Source organism: Streptococcus mitis (assembly GCF_946188695.1).
In the GTDB taxonomy this organism is placed as follows: Bacteria; Bacillota; Bacilli; order Lactobacillales; family Streptococcaceae; genus Streptococcus; species Streptococcus mitis_DF.
This window is the reverse complement of the sequence record NZ_CAMHWI010000013.1, coordinates 24,141-38,895: the sequence shown is the minus strand read 5'-3', so window position 1 is coordinate 38,895 and position 14,755 is coordinate 24,141. Positions and strand designations below refer to the sequence as shown.

Annotated in this window: 12 protein-coding genes and 2 pseudogenes; all 14 read left to right on the top strand. The window is 34.0% G+C overall.

The features are described from left to right. The first annotated feature begins 220 nt into the window (after nucleotides 1-220). The 14 genes and pseudogenes from ccdA2 to N8L33_RS06520 all read left to right on the top strand — a co-directional run bounded on the left by ccdA2 (nucleotide 221) and on the right by N8L33_RS06520 (nucleotide 14,755). Entirely contained in the window at nucleotides 221-928 is a 708-nt protein-coding gene (gene ccdA2 / locus N8L33_RS06580) for a thiol-disulfide oxidoreductase-associated membrane protein CcdA2 (RefSeq protein WP_261059315.1), read from the top strand. Between the two features lie 10 nt (nucleotides 929-938). Beyond that, nucleotides 939-1,496, top strand: coding sequence for a thiol-disulfide oxidoreductase-associated lipoprotein SdbB (gene sdbB / locus N8L33_RS06575; protein ID WP_261059314.1), 558 nt, complete (start codon nucleotides 939-941; stop codon nucleotides 1,494-1,496). A 96-nt stretch (nucleotides 1,497-1,592) separates the two neighbouring features. After that, entirely contained in the window at nucleotides 1,593-2,951 is a 1,359-nt protein-coding gene (gene rlmD, locus N8L33_RS06570) for a 23S rRNA (uracil(1939)-C(5))-methyltransferase RlmD (protein WP_261059312.1), read from the top strand. A gap of 382 nt (nucleotides 2,952-3,333) precedes the next feature. After that, nucleotides 3,334-7,068: an nSTAND3 domain-containing NTPase gene (locus N8L33_RS06565; protein WP_261059311.1), complete on the top strand. Its 3,735-nt coding sequence runs from the start codon at nucleotides 3,334-3,336 to the stop codon at nucleotides 7,066-7,068. A 320-nt stretch (nucleotides 7,069-7,388) separates the two neighbouring features. After that, nucleotides 7,389-7,976 (top strand): Type 1 glutamine amidotransferase-like domain-containing protein, encoded by a 588-nt coding sequence (locus N8L33_RS06560; protein WP_261059310.1) that lies wholly within the window; start codon nucleotides 7,389-7,391, stop codon nucleotides 7,974-7,976. A gap of 179 nt (nucleotides 7,977-8,155) precedes the next feature. Then, a complete protein-coding gene (locus N8L33_RS06555) occupies nucleotides 8,156-8,893 on the top strand; it encodes a CPBP family intramembrane glutamic endopeptidase (RefSeq protein ID WP_261059309.1) in 738 nt (245 codons plus the stop codon). Nucleotides 8,894-9,052: 159 nt separating this feature from the next. Continuing rightward, nucleotides 9,053-9,871, top strand: a complete 819-nt coding sequence (locus N8L33_RS06550; protein ID WP_261059307.1) for an alpha/beta hydrolase — start codon at nucleotides 9,053-9,055, stop codon at nucleotides 9,869-9,871. Then, a pseudogene (locus N8L33_RS10230) lies at nucleotides 9,871-9,984 on the top strand (ADP-ribosylglycohydrolase family protein); the annotation flags it as partial. The gene N8L33_RS06550 and the pseudogene N8L33_RS10230, both read left to right, overlap by 1 nt. 119 nt (nucleotides 9,985-10,103) lie before the next feature. After that, entirely contained in the window at nucleotides 10,104-10,721 is a 618-nt protein-coding gene (locus N8L33_RS06545; RefSeq protein WP_261059305.1) for an SAP domain-containing protein, read from the top strand. Nucleotides 10,722-10,738: 17 nt separating this feature from the next. Next, nucleotides 10,739-10,855, top strand: a pseudogene (locus tag N8L33_RS06540) (hydrolase); the annotation flags it as partial. A 113-nt stretch (nucleotides 10,856-10,968) separates the two neighbouring features. Next, nucleotides 10,969-11,850, top strand: a complete 882-nt coding sequence (locus N8L33_RS06535) for a diacylglycerol/lipid kinase family protein (protein ID WP_261059303.1) — start codon at nucleotides 10,969-10,971, stop codon at nucleotides 11,848-11,850. A gap of 63 nt (nucleotides 11,851-11,913) precedes the next feature. Further along, a complete protein-coding gene (locus N8L33_RS06530) occupies nucleotides 11,914-12,405 on the top strand; it encodes a phosphoribosylanthranilate isomerase (RefSeq protein WP_261026907.1) in 492 nt (163 codons plus the stop codon). A gap of 176 nt (nucleotides 12,406-12,581) precedes the next feature. Beyond that, the gene (locus N8L33_RS06525; protein WP_261059301.1) at nucleotides 12,582-14,324 is read left to right on the top strand and encodes a glycoside hydrolase family 13 protein; all 1,743 of its coding nucleotides are present in this window, start codon (nucleotides 12,582-12,584) and stop codon (nucleotides 14,322-14,324) included. A 119-nt stretch (nucleotides 14,325-14,443) separates the two neighbouring features. Then, a complete protein-coding gene (locus N8L33_RS06520) occupies nucleotides 14,444-14,755 on the top strand; it encodes a hypothetical protein (protein ID WP_000420558.1) in 312 nt (103 codons plus the stop codon).

The window sequence follows — 14,755 nt, the reverse complement described above, 5'->3', positions numbered from 1 at the left end:
CTTCAATTTTTTCTTTTATCTATAGTGAAATGAAAAAACCGAACAATTTGATTGGGAAATTCAAATCAATTTCTAACAATGTTTTAGAAAACATAGTGTATTATTAAAGAGTTTGTTTCAGATAATATAATGACAAAAATAGTTAACCGTAGCAAACTTGATACAAATTTTAATATTTATAGTACAATAGGTTTAAATTCTTAAGAAAGTTGGTTCTTTATTGGAAACGCTAGTATTTTCAATCTCCGTTTTTTTAGCAGGGGTCTTGTCCTTCTTTTCTCCCTGTATTTTTCCTCTTCTGCCAGTTTATGCTGGAATTTTGCTGGATGATCAGGAAAGCGCAAAAAGTTTTTCCTTGTTTGGGAGAAAGGTTCTCTGGTCGGGTTTGATTCGAACCCTTTGCTTTATCGCAGGTATTTCACTCATTTTCTTTATTCTAGGATTTGGTGCTGGTTACTTTGGTAATATTCTCTATGCCAATTGGTTTCGCTATACCATGGGTACGATTATCATTATTTTGGGCCTTCACCAGATGGAAATTTTTCATTTTAAGAAATTAGAGGTTCAAAAAAGCTTTACTTTTAAGAAATCAGAAGCCAATCGTTATTGGTCGGCCTTTTTACTCGGTATTACCTTTAGCTTCGGTTGGACGCCATGTATCGGTCCAGTTTTAAGTTCTGTTTTAGCGCTTGCGGCTTCTGGAGGCAATGGCGCTTGGCAAGGTGCTATTTATACCTTGATTTACACTCTGGGGATGGCAATTCCTTTCTTGGTCTTGGCCCTAGCTTCAGGAGTCGTGATGCCTTATTTTAGTAAAATCAAGCGTCATATGATGCTACTGAAGAAAATTGGTGGTTTGCTCATTATTTTAATGGGAATTTTGTTACTATTAGGACAAGTAAATGTTCTAGCTGGAATTTTTGAATAAAGGAGAACAAATGAAAAAAGTAATATTTGCTGGCTTAAGCCTCTTGTCATTAGTTGTATTGATGGCCTGTGGTGAGGAAGAAACTAAAAAGACTCAAGCAGCACAACAGCCAAAACAACAAACGACTGTACAACAAATTGCTGTTGGAAAAGATGCTCCAGATTTTACCTTGCAATCTATGGATGGTAAAGAAGTTAAGTTATCTGATTATAAGGGTAAAAAGGTTTATTTGAAGTTTTGGGCTTCATGGTGTGGTCCATGTAAGAAAAGTATGCCAGAGTTGATGGAATTAGCGGCGAAACCAGATCGTGATTTCGAAATTCTTAGTGTCATTGCACCGGGTATTCAAGGCGAAAAAACTGTCGAGCAATTCCCACAATGGTTCCAAGATCAAGGTTATAAGGATATCCCAGTTCTTTATGATACCAAAGCAACCACCTTCCAAGCTTATCAAATTCGAAGCATTCCTACAGAATACCTGATTGATAGTCAAGGAAAGATTGGAAAGATTCAATTTGGTGTTATCAGCAACGCAGATGCAGAAGCAGCATTTAAAGAAATGAACTAGCATAGATAAAGAGAATCTGATTACAAATTTCATGGTATAATAGATGGTAACCGTAACGTTGCCGTCTTTTTTGTCGGCTAATAGAAAGAGAAGAGAATGTTAAGGAAAAATGATATTGTAGAAGTTGAAATTGTTGACTTGACCCATGAAGGTGCAGGAGTGGCCAAGGTGGATGGTTTGGTCTTTTTTGTAGAGAATGCTTTACCGAGTGAAAAAATCCTTATGCGTGTCCTCAAGGTCAATAAAAAGATTGGCTTTGGGAAAGTTGAAGAATACCTTGTCCAATCACCACACCGTAATCAAGACGTAGATTTGGCTTACCTGCGTTCAGGAATCGCTGATTTAGGGCATCTTTCATATCCAGAACAGCTCAAGTTTAAAACCAAGCAAGTCAAGGACAGTCTATACAAGATTGCTGGAATTGCAGATGTAGAGGTTGCTGAAACGCTTGGTATGAAAAATCCAGTCAAGTACCGCAACAAGGCGCAGGTGCCTGTTCGTCGAGTAAATGGTATTTTGGAAACAGGATTTTTCCGTAAGAATTCCCATGACCTCATGCCTCTAGAAGATTTCTTTATCCAGGATCCTGTGATTGATGAGGTAGTAGTAGCTCTACGCGACTTGCTCCGCCGTTATGATTTGAAACCTTATGATGAAAAAGAACAATCTGGCTTGATTCGAAACCTTGTAGTGCGTCGCGGACACTATTCAGGGCAAATCATGGTTATCTTGGTGACAACTCGTACTAAAATTTTCCGTGTGGAGCAATTGATTGAACAAGTCATCAAGCAGTTTCCAGAGATTGTGTCTGTTATGCAAAATATCAATGACCAGAACACTAATGCTATTTTTGGCAAGGAATGGCGCACACTTTATGGACAAGATTTTATCACTGACCAGATGTTGGGAAATGACTACCAAATCGCTGGACCCGCTTTTTACCAAGTCAATACTGAAATGGCTGAAAAACTTTATCAAACAGCCATTGATTTTGCGGAATTAAAAGAAGATGACGTGGTTATTGATGCCTATTCTGGTATCGGGACGATTGGCCTCTCTGTTGCGAAACATGTCAAGGAAGTTTATGGTGTTGAGGTAATTCCAGAAGCGGTTGAGAATAGCAAGAAGAATGCCCAACTGAACAATATTTCAAACGCCCACTATGTTTGTGACACAGCTGAAAATGCCATGAAGAATTGGACCAAAGATGGAATTCAACCAACCGTTATTCTAGTGGACCCACCAAGAAAAGGCCTCACAGAAAGCTTTATCAAGGCAAGTAGCCAAACAGGTTCTGACCGCATCGCTTATATCTCATGTAATGTCGCAACTATGGCGCGTGATATCAAACTCTATCAAGAATTGGGATATAAATTGAAGAAAGTCCAGCCGGTGGACTTGTTTCCGCAAACGCATCACGTCGAATGTGTAAGCTTGTTGGAGAAACGTAGTTAATCCTCAAAAGATTCCCCAAACCTTTTGAGTCAAGCAGACGCATCATGTTGAGACAATTGTGTTGCTTTCCAAACTAGATTCTAAGAAATATATTAGTATGGAACTTCCGATGGATATATTGATTTAACGAGTGCTGAAAGCAAGGCAACATATAAACAAATTCAAAACTATGTTTTTGAAACGTTTGGGTTTAAGGTATCGACACTTTATATTGCACAAGTGAAGAAAAAGCATGGTTTAGAGGTTAAGGAACACTATAATATTTCAAAAAATGAGAATCAGAAAGTTCCACAGTATCCAATTGAAAAGGAAGAAGCTATTTTGGATGCGTTTAAGCATTTTAAGATGTTGTAATATTAAAACAATAGGGGGATTATAGACAGTGGCTAATATTGAAAGTATTAAACAAAAAATACTACAACTGGATGCAGGTTCATTTCAAAATCTTTGTGATTCTTATTTATATAAAACGGGCTATCCGAGTATAGTATCTCTTGGTGGAGAAGCGGGTACACGTAAGACTACTTTAGGTACACCTGATACATATTTTATTGCATCAAATGAAAAGTATGTTTTTGTTGAATACACAACTCAAAGGACAAATTTATTTGCAAAAATTAGGGATGACCTTGAAAAATGTCTTGATACAGCAAAGACAGGTGTTCCATATGACAAAATCTCTGAAATTATTTATTGTCATACTTCATCAAACCTTACACCCTTTCAAGATAGTGAAGTAAAAAAACTGTGTGAAGATGTTGGAATTAAGCTTGTAATTATTGGAATTGATAAGCTTGCAGAAGATATATATCTTTTCCATCATAATCTTTCACGTGATTTTTTGGGAATATCAATAAGTACAGATCAAATTCAATCATATGATGAATTTATTAATAGTTACAATGCAAATAGAATGGCTGCTCCAATTGACACTAAATTTCTATTCAGAGAAAAAGAATTTCAAGATATCATCAATGCTTATCTTAAAGTGGATGTTGTTATACTTAGTGGTTCATCAGGTACGGGGAAAACACGTTTAGCTTTGCATTATGTAAAAAATCATGCAGATGCTAAGAATGAAAAGATTTACTGTATTCATAGTAATGCATTACCAATATACGAGGATTTAAAACTTTTTTTAGATAAACCAGGAGATTATTTTCTTTTTATTGATGATGCCAATCAATTGTCAGGACTGCAGCATGTTATCCGATACATTAGTATGAAATCAGAGGGATATAATGTAAAAATACTTATTACAGTAAGGGATTATGCACTTCAAAAAGTGATAAACGATGTTCGAGCAATCACTTCTTATGAAATTGTGAATGTAAATGTATTTTCAGAGAATGAAATTAAGGAATTACTTGAAGCTTCATTGGGCATTTTGAATTCAGAATATCAAGAACGAATTATAAGAATTGCAGAAGGAAATACTCGTATTGCTATACTTGCTGGGAAAGTAGCATGCAGTTCAAATCGTTTGGAGTCTATTGATGATGTGTCACAATTATATGAAGATTATTATGGTTCTAATTTAGAAAATAATCAATTTTTTATAGACAAAAATCTGTGTATAACTTCTGGTATAATTGCTTTTCTTGAAGCAATTCATTTAGATTATATTGATGCACTTTTACCAATTTTACAGGAAAAAGGTTTAAATCGAGATAGTTTTATTGAAAATATCCGTATGCTTCACGAGCGGGAGATTGTCGATATTTGTAATGATAAAGCTGTTCGTTTTTCTGATCAATGCTTGTCTAATTATTTGTTAAAATATATTTTCTTTGACAAAAAATTACTTAGTTTGTCGAAAATGATTAAAGCTTGCTTTTCAAGTTACAGAGAGAGAACTGTATCTTCTGTTAATACGTTACTTAATATTTTTAAAAATAAGGCACTTTTAAATTTTGCTGAGAAAGAAATAAAGTTATTATGGGATGAATTATCAACAGAAAAATCGCCAATCTTCTTTGAATTTGTAAAAGTCTTTTTTCGCATTAATCCTACGGAAACACTTTTGCTCTTGCAAAATGAAATTGAATCTGAAGAAAGAGTGATTTGTGAATGGATCGATATAGATACTGAAAAAAGAAAAAATTATCAACATGTGGAAAATGATATCATTAAAATTCTTGGTGGATTTGCAGATATGACTGATTTGCCAACCGCTTGTGATTTGTTTTTTCAATATTATCTAAAGCGACCAGATTTATTTATGGAATTTTACCATGCAGTTAATATATATTTTGGTATTCAGAGGGCTTCTTTTCGTAATAGTTTTTATACTCAAATAACTTTTTTTGAAAAAATAATAGAATATTCAAATAATTGGAAACAAGAATTTATTGTAATAATTTTTTTGCAGATAGCAGAAAAATTTCTGAAGTTAAATTTTTCTCCAGCGGAGGAAGGACGAAAGAATGCAATAACCATATATCAGATTCCACTAACTATATCTAAAGGTGTTGAAAAATATCGTGAGTTCATTTGGGAATCGTTAACTTCTTTGAGTAAAATTGAAAAGTATAGAGAAAAAGTTAGGGAAATTCTTAGTTCTTATGGTGGCATTGTTGACGATATAAGCATTCCTGTTTTACAATTTGATTTAAAATATATTGAATTAATTTTGAAGTTAAATTTTCCACCAGATAAATTGGCAAATTGCCTTTTAGCAGACAAAATAGTGCAAGTTTTTAACAGAATGAATTATTCTTGTGAATCCTTGTTTTCTGAATATTTTGAAGGAGAGGGCTTTCAATTATATTGTCTTCTTAAAGGACCAGATTATAAAGAAACTGGTTATGAAGAAAATAGAAAACAAAAGCAGCAATCAATTAATCATTACACTTTGAATTGTGATTTACAGATATTTAAGAAGTTAATTGATGTTTGCAACGGTATTTCTGAGCTAGATAACCATTCATATTGGGAGGTCGGTGAAGGATTAGGCATTGCCTTTGATGCTATTTCCGATAAAGCAGATTGGTATGTTGATGCAATTAAATATTATATCAAAAACGATACACCAAACAATTTACATCCATACCATCTAGTAGACAATTTATTTTCATTATTATCCGATTCAGAAGTGTATGAAATTATTATTAGTGAAGAATATAGTCAGAAAAATGCTTGGACATATGCATATTATCATGAATTACCGCTGGGATTAATTACAGAAAAACATTTACAAGGGCTTTATGATTTTTTGAAAGATACTTCTGACAGATATATTACCTCATCATCAATGCGTGATATAGATTTTCTGGATAAGTATAATGCAATAGATGAATTAGCATTAATAGAAGGTTGCAAAATTATTTTGGATAAAAAAGAGTATTCCTCTTTTATTGTGGATATTTATTTTGGCTTGTTATTTAATTATCATCATAATACACCAAGGGAAGTGATTCAAAAATTTAATTGCAATTTAGAATTGCTTGAAGAAATATACTATGCTATGTTGTCATATGATAAAGATCATGATTATGACGGACAATTTTTGAAGGAAATATATTCGGTTAGACCTTCTATACTGGACAAGTATATAGATTATTTAATAAATAGTGACTCCTTTAGCGACCATCAAGAAAAGCATTGTTGCTTTTTTGATTTGGACGATTTTGTAGAAATATATAATAAAATCTTTGAGCAGTTGATAAGAAACTATCAATATTCTAGGTTGTCAGTACCGTATTTTTTAGAATCTTTATTATTGCCAAAGCAAAATGAGAAAAAGCTGTTAGAAAGACAAGATATGTGGATTCGACAATGTATTCAACGATTCTGCAATGATAAAGCAAAAATGTATTGCCTATTTTCAGTTGTATCAAAATTAGAGATCAAAAGAAAAAAAGAGTATATCTTGCTCTTTCTTGAGAATAATCCGTTGTTTGAAGACTTTGAAAAAATACCATTAACACCTACTTCTTGGAGTTGGTCAGGTAGTGTAGTACCTATGTATTCAGCTTGGATTGAATTTCTCGAATCATTGTTACCAAATTTTATAGGTTTAAAGTGGATAAAACATAAAAACTATATTGAAACAAAAATTGATGATTTACAAAAACAAATCGAAGCGGAGCAGATAGACGAGATTTTAAGAGGATGATTTATAAATACAAAAAGACTGTATAAATATATAAGTAAAACTATCTGTGAATTGACATTTCATGATGGTTTAACCTACAAATAAATTTATCTAAATCTTATTTAAGGTTTAAAAAATATTATGGATGTTGGAGATGTTATTAAGACTGGTTTGGACAATGATGAGCAAGTTGCATATGTATGATTGCTGGTGCGATCTTAGTCAGTCAATAATAAAATGATATGTTTTAAGAAAAATTATAATTTCAAAACGTGAATAAACTTGTTTAAACTTTATGTATCTTTAGAAAGTGTGTTAACTTGAAAGAATAAATTTTTTTGATGGGTGGGAATCCCCTAATAAAGAAACATAGCATTGTTGATAAAATTGTATTATCAAGCAAGATTGAAAGAATTGTTATTTTTACAGTTTTTCGAGATAATTGGCAACCCTATATGAAAAAGTACACGGAAGTTTTCCGAAGCTATTTTTCTAACCTAAACACTGATTACTTACTCTTGGATACTAAGCAGATTAATTTTGATAGCTATCTAGATGCTGATCTAATTATTATCGGTGGTGGAAATACGGAAAAATATATATCTATTTATGTCAATCAGGAGTTCAAAAATTATATCGATCATATGCTTAATAAAGGGGCGAAAGTTATGAGATTTGCTGCAGGAGCCCTATTATTAGGAGAAAAAGTCTATGTTTCACCTAATGATAATTCAGATCATCAGATAAAAATAAAAAATGGATTAGGACTCTTTAGTCAGTTTTTAATTAGTGTCCATTATGATTCCTGGAACGATAAAGCTAATAAGGATAGAGCTGAAGAATTCGTTAATGTTCCCATAATTCCACTAAATGATCCTTCCTGTCTTGTATTAGATAAACTTGGAAACATTATTGAGAAAATTGACTAGTTTTAATCATGCGAATCTGAATCTACGAAACTAAAGTATTGACGAAATGAATAATGAAAAGCCTTGATTTTAAGGCTTTTTTTGTGTTTTTGTGATAGAATAAAGGTAGTTATAATCGAGAGCAACTAAGAAGCAGTAAAAAATATTATACGTAGAATAGTCAAGATTAGGAAGATAAAATGACAGGAAATGACAAAAGGAATTTAAAAAATTATCTTTATTGTACATTTGGAATTACTTATATAGCTTGGGGGATTCTTGCCATCTTTACGCAATCCCATATTTTGGGATTAGAAACGATTATAGGAAGAACATTACATATAGTAGGTGCACTTGGACCAGCTATTGCAAGTAGCTTTTATTTGAAAAGGAATAATATAAAATTTAAACATTTTGTATTTAGTAAGAAAGAAAATAGTAGTATTTATTTCATTATTCATTTGTTAGCAATTTTGATACTATTTTCTGTATCTTCCTTAGAATTAAACGGAGTATCAATTTATCTGATGCCGCTATTCTTTATACAACTAATTTTTTTTGGTGGTGGACATGAAGAATTAGGATGGAGAGGAATATTACAGCCATTACTTGATAAAAAATATACTTATTGGCAATCTAATTTGATTGTAGGATCAATTTGGGGAATATGGCATCTGCCTTTATGGTTTATAGTTGGAGAAAGTCATCAAGGATTTCCTTTTATTTTATTTTTTATATATACATTATTTTTAAGTTTTGTTTTAGGGCTTCTTTATCGTCAAACGAAATCTGTGGGATACTGTGTATTATTTCATGCGTTCGCAAATGTGTTAAATCTCTATTTTGTGTTAAAAATTAATTTTATTTTTATTATCATTTTTATTGTTTATTTAATCTATACTATATTGGCAAGTAACAGAATTAGTAAGGAAAAGTAATTTTAACTTTAGATTAATATATCTATTATTGAAAGTAACGTGTGGTCATTCTAGATAATAAATGTTAGAGACTTTTCTATTTGATGAGGCATTACTGCTTGTTCAAACTGATTTAACAAGTATTTATCTAGTGAAAGTCCTACAGTAAGGAGTTTAAACATGAAATTCCATGAATTTGGTGATAAGAATTTGCCTCCTATTTTATTGATACATGGTGGTGGTAGTTCTTGGTGGAATTATCTTCGTCAAGCACGAATCTTGTCAAAAGAATACCGTATTATTCTACCCACTTTGAATGGCCACGGTGAGGAATATCAACTTGATTATGTTTCTACTGAAGATTCTGCTTTGGAGATTCTAGACTATATCAAAGCAAACTGTGGTGGGAAATTGTTTGCAATCGGTGGTGTTTCACTTGGTGGTCAAATTGCCATGGAGCTTTTGTCTTTAGATAGTGAAATTGCTGAGAAGGGCATTATAGACGGAAGCCTCTGTATTCCTCAACCAAGGTTATCTAAAATCAGCATCTTTCTAGTGTCTCTATTTGGTAAACTGATGTTCAATAAATTCTCTTGCAAACTTCAGTTAAGCATGATGAACAAACTCTATCCTAAACTGGCTTATCCAGAGGAAATAAAAGCTTATTATTTGGAGGATCTGCCAAGGACGCCTGTTAAAACATTGGTGACCATTTACAAAACCTATATGGGGCATTACAAGCTGAAAGATATGATTTCTGCTAGCAAGGCTCAGGTTCTGTATATCTATGGTGAAAAAGAATTGAACTGTGTGAAAAAATCAGCGAAATTATTTCATCAGCTACATGCAAATACAATTTTGTATGAAGCAAAGGGCTATAATCACGGTTATTTATCATCTTACCTACATCAGGAGTGGATTGATTTAGTTGAGCCATTTTTAAAGAGCAATCCATTGGGAATGTGTAATGAATCTGATATTTCACAAGGAGGAATCTGATTCTTGGAGCAATTATTGGAGATATTGTCGGTTCTGTTTACGAATGGAACAATATCAAAACAAAGGACTTTCCTTTATTTCGGAAGGACTGCTTTTTCACGGATGATACGGTAAGTCCGAACCGTTGAATGTGTAAGCTTGTTAGTGAAACGTAGCTAATCCTCAAAATAAAGAAATTAAAACTCCATTATTTTGAGATGACAACCTAAATTGGTTTTAAGGAGGTATTATATTGATAGAAAGCAGGCCTGAGTTTGATAAAGTCACATCCTTTGATGAATTTAATAAATTCTATTGGTATCGGGATGAACTTTCACAGATATGCAAGTCATTAGGGCTTGAATATAGAGGTACCAAACAAGAACTCAATCATATTATTGAGCAGTACTTTAAGGGTAATTTGATTAAAAAATCATCAATAAAAAGGAAAAAGAAACAAGTAGAAGTCGTTGCCTTAGATACGCCCTTACTTGAATGTGGATTCTCCTTTAATGCACACTTTAGAGAATATTTCGCAACTTTAACAGAGGTTTCCCCATTTAAATTTACTGCTGATATGGCGACTGCTTGGAGAAAAGTAAAAAAAGAACATGATTTGAATTTTACAATCCAAGATATGCTAAAAGTCTATTATGGAAATTCAGACTATGCCAAGTATGATCATTCGGTTTGTCAATGGAATCAATTTTTAAAGGATTTCTGTGCAGACGAAAATAGTCGTAACTACTCAAACAAGTTAAAAGTTGCATCTATTCTTTGGAAAGAAGTTAGAAATTCAAGTAATGAAAAAATTTATTCAAAAAATCTTTTGACTGAATATGCTGATAAAATAAAAGAGTATGGTAAGTAGAAACGCCTTCTCACTTGGTGGCAGAGGCAGCTTATGGTATTCCTTATTGGATAAAGGAAAAGGCCTATTCTTACTTGGATGAACACTTAAAGGATGTAGTTATACGATGGGAAAATAGAATAAAAGCGTATTAATCTCCAGTACGTCAAAGTTCTCTTTTATGAGTTTTCATTATATAATAGTATTATATGTAATGGTAAGTGTAGCTACGCTAACATTTCTATTTAAAAATTAAGGAGTATTATCAATGAAAAAAGCAATGTTAATTATCAACCCCACTTCTGGTGGGGAAAAGGCCTTGGATTACAAAGAAAAGCTGGAGAATAAAGCCAAAGAATACTTTGAGCACGTGGAAACCAAAATTACCGAAAAAGCGCTGGATGCAACACATTTTGCTGAAGAAGCTTCTCGTGAGCAGTACGATGCAGTGGTTGTGTTTGGTGGAGATGGGACTGTCAACGAAGTCATTTCGGGTATTGCTGAGAGAGACTACATTCCTAAGTTAGGGATTATCCCTGGTGGCACGGGTAACCTCATTACAAAACTGTTGGAAATCAATCAAGACATCGACGGAGCTATTGATGAGCTTGATTTCAATCTCACCAACAAAATCGATATCGGTAAAGCAAATGATAACTATTTTGGTTATATTTTTAGTATCGGTTCACTTCCTGAGGCGATTCACAATGTTGAAATCGAGGACAAGACAAAATTCGGTATTTTAGCCTATGCTGTAAATACCATGAAGTCCGTTATGACAGATCAGGTCTTTAACATTAAGATTGAGACAGAAAATGGAAATTATGTTGGTGAAGCTAGTCATGTTTTGGTTCTCTTGACAAATTACTTCGCTGATAAGAAAATCTTTGAAGAAAACAAAGATGGCTATGCCAACATTTTGATTCTGAAAGATGCTTCAATATTCTCTAAATTATCCGTTATTCCTGATTTACTAAAAGGGGATGTTGTTGCAAATGATAATATCGAGTATATCAAAGCGCGTAATATTAAGATCTCTTCAGATAGTGAATTGGAGTCAGATGTTGACGGCGATAAATCGGATAACCTACCTGTAGAAATCAAAGTCCTAGCTCAACGAGTAGAAGTATTTTCAAAACCGAAAGAGTAGAAGGTAAAAATTAGTTTATTATTCACAACGAAATTAAGTTCTATATCAACGATTGGAGGAGGAATGAATTCTCTATTTGATGAATTTCGAACAATTTGTTCTCATTTAAACCAAGTCGGAATCACTCCGACGCTCATGGGGTCTTTGGGGTTTGAATACCGTTCAAATGAAGAATGGGAGCCGTCTGACATTGACATTCATGTGCCTGGTGACCCTAGAGGTTGGGAAGCACCCGATCATCTCAGAATTTATGAGTGGGACAAGATAATGAAAGTGATGAATCACTTAGGTTACGTCTTAATAGATATTCATGAGCATGAATTCAAAAAAGATGGTCTGAGTGTTGAATTCGGAAGTATCGATTCTTTACCTGATTTTGCAGGAGTTTCGGAATCGGATATAGAGCTGATTCATCTCGAAAACATCACTTTTCGCGTTCCAAGTTTGGAACAGTTTTTAAGTATTTACAAGGCTTCTTCCCAAGATTCTTATCGAAATGAGCACAATAACAATAAGGATTTTAAAAAAATTGAGTGGCTGGAAAGACATTTGTAAATCATCATTTGAAAAGTAGCAAGTTGTAAGACCGGCTGCTTTTTTATTTATAGAACCAAACCACTAGAATCTACGGACAAGCCTTGAAAATAAAATACGAAAGTAGTATACTAGAATCACAATTGTGAAAACGTTTGCGTATTAAATGCAACCAAGTAAATCAGGAGACAAATACAGTGGAATTAACAGCCATTTATCACAGACCAGAGTCGGAGTATGCTTATCTTTATAAAGATAAGATAGTGCACATTCGTATCCGTACCAAGAAAGATGATATTGAAAACATCAACTTGCATTATGGGGACCCTTTTATCTTTATGGAGGAGTTTTATCAGGATACAAAAGAAATGTCCAAGGTAACTTCTGATGCCATCTTTGATTATTGGCAGGTTGAAGTGTCCGTTGACTTTGCACGTATCCAGTATCTCTTTGAAGTCACGGATACAGAAGGTCAAAGTATTTTGTATGGCGATAAAGGGTGTGTGGAAAATTCTCTAGAAAATCTTCATGCTATTGGGAATGGATTTAAGTTGCCTTATCTTCATGAGATTGATGCCTGCAAGGTTCCTGACTGGGTTTCAAATACGGTATGGTATCAGATATTTCCTGAGAGATTTGCTAATGGAAATGCTCGATTAAACCCAGAAGGGTCATTAGACTGGGAGTCATCTATCACACCTCAGAGTGATGATTTCTTTGGTGGTGATTTACAGGGGATTATTGACCATCTGGATTACTTGCAAGACTTGGGCATTACTGGACTTTATCTTTGTCCGATTTTTGAATCTACGAGCAATCATAAGTACAATACGACAGATTACTTTGAAATTGACCGTCATTTTGGAGACAAGGAGACCTTTCGGGAGCTGGTCGAGCAAGCTCATCAGCGTGGCATGAAAATCATGTTGGATGCGGTATTTAACCATATTGGTTCGCAATCGCCTCAATGGCAAGATGTTGTAAAAAATGGTGAGGAATCTGCTTACAAAGATTGGTTTCATATTCAAGAATTCCCAGTGACTACTGAAAAGCTAGCTAATAAGAGAGACTTACCCTATCACGCTTTTGGTTTCGAGGACTATATGCCTAAGCTAAATACAGCCAATCCAGAGGTTAAGGGCTATCTTTTAAAGGTTGCGACTTATTGGATTGAAGAGTTTGATATTGATGCTTGGCGTTTGGATGTGGCTAATGAGATTGATCATCAGTTTTGGAAGGATTTTCGAAAGGCAGTTTTAGCTAAAAAGCCTGATCTTTATATTTTAGGAGAAGTCTGGCATACGGCTCAGCCTTGGCTAAATGGAGATGAGTTCCATGCGGTTATGAATTATCCTTTATCTGATAGTATCAAGGACTATTTCTTACGATGCGTTAAGAAGACTGACCAGTTCATCGATGAGATCAATGGCCAATCTATGTATTACAAACAACAGATTTCAGAGGTTATGTTTAATCTCTTGGATTCTCATGATACAGAACGAATCTTGTGGACTGCCAATGAGGATGTTCAATTGGTTAAATCAGCCTTAGCTTGTCTCTTTTTACAAAAAGGGACACCCTGCATCTATTACGGAACCGAGCTATCCTTGACTGGCGGTCCAGACCCAGATTGCCGTCGTTGTATGCCTTGGGAACGCGTATCAAGTGATAATGACATGCTGAACTTTATGAAGAGGCTGATAAAGATTCGCAAACACGCGTCAGAAATCATTTCGCATGGCAAGTATAGCCTCCAAGAAATTAAACCTGATCTAGTGGCCTTGGAATGGAAATACCAAGGCCGGCTCCTTAAAGCGATCTTTAACCAATCAAAAGAAGATTATCTTTTAGAAAAGGAAGCAGTAGCACTAGCAAGCGATTACCAAGAATTAGAGAATCAGCTTGTGATCTCTCCAAAAGGTTTTGTGATTTTTCATTAAAGAGCAATTATGAGCGACAGGAAAATTGTAGTATAGAGAAGATTTTACAAACAGACTATTTGTCGTCTTGCTACAATTGGTATATAATTTAACTTAGCGAACATAGGAGGACTAATCGAATGGAATTAAAAGATTTTACAGAAAAAGAACAGGAAATGATTAAGAAGGGGCTGACTACGTCTAAGATTAGTGACAAGGAAACTGCTGAGAAGATTCTTGCGCTCGTCCCACAAGACTTGATTAAGCGAATTCCGTTTTTTGTCAGAAAGCATGCTACGACACGTACTATTAAACGCATTTCAATTGAACACCCTGAACTATACGCTGTAGCCCAAACAAGTGGTGAAATTCCAGAAAAAGAACGCGAAGAATTGCGCCAGATTATCACGACTATCTTTGAACAAAAGATGAATAAGCATAGTATTAAGTAG